Consider the following 280-nt stretch of genomic DNA (forward strand, 5'->3'; position numbering starts at 1 on the left):
CCATAAGGCGCCGGGCGCTGGGCAGAGGCGGAGCGTTTCGCACCGAACAATTGCTTGGCAAGCGCGGTGGAGTGCACCGCCTTATTGGCGAATGTGGAAACCGATGTGGGCTGGCTTTTTTGTTCCGGGGCACATGCGCCCAGCAAAAAAGCCGCCAATGCTATCTGTATGAAAAACCTCAAACCTGATCTCCTTCACCATCGACCCGAGACAATAACAACAGACCAACGGCAAAGAGCGCAATCACCGGTGTAATGCCAAGGCGCGCACTGCCCGTAAG

1 pseudogene is annotated in these 280 nt (G+C 56.4%); it reads right to left on the reverse strand.

The features are described from left to right. A pseudogene (locus O4G76_RS20395) lies at positions 1 to 182 on the reverse strand (penicillin-insensitive murein endopeptidase); the annotation flags it as partial. Between the last annotated feature and the right edge of the window lie 98 nt (positions 183 to 280).

The organism is Limimaricola sp. G21655-S1 (genome assembly GCF_027213785.1).
Taxonomy (GTDB): Bacteria; Pseudomonadota; Alphaproteobacteria; order Rhodobacterales; family Rhodobacteraceae; genus Limimaricola.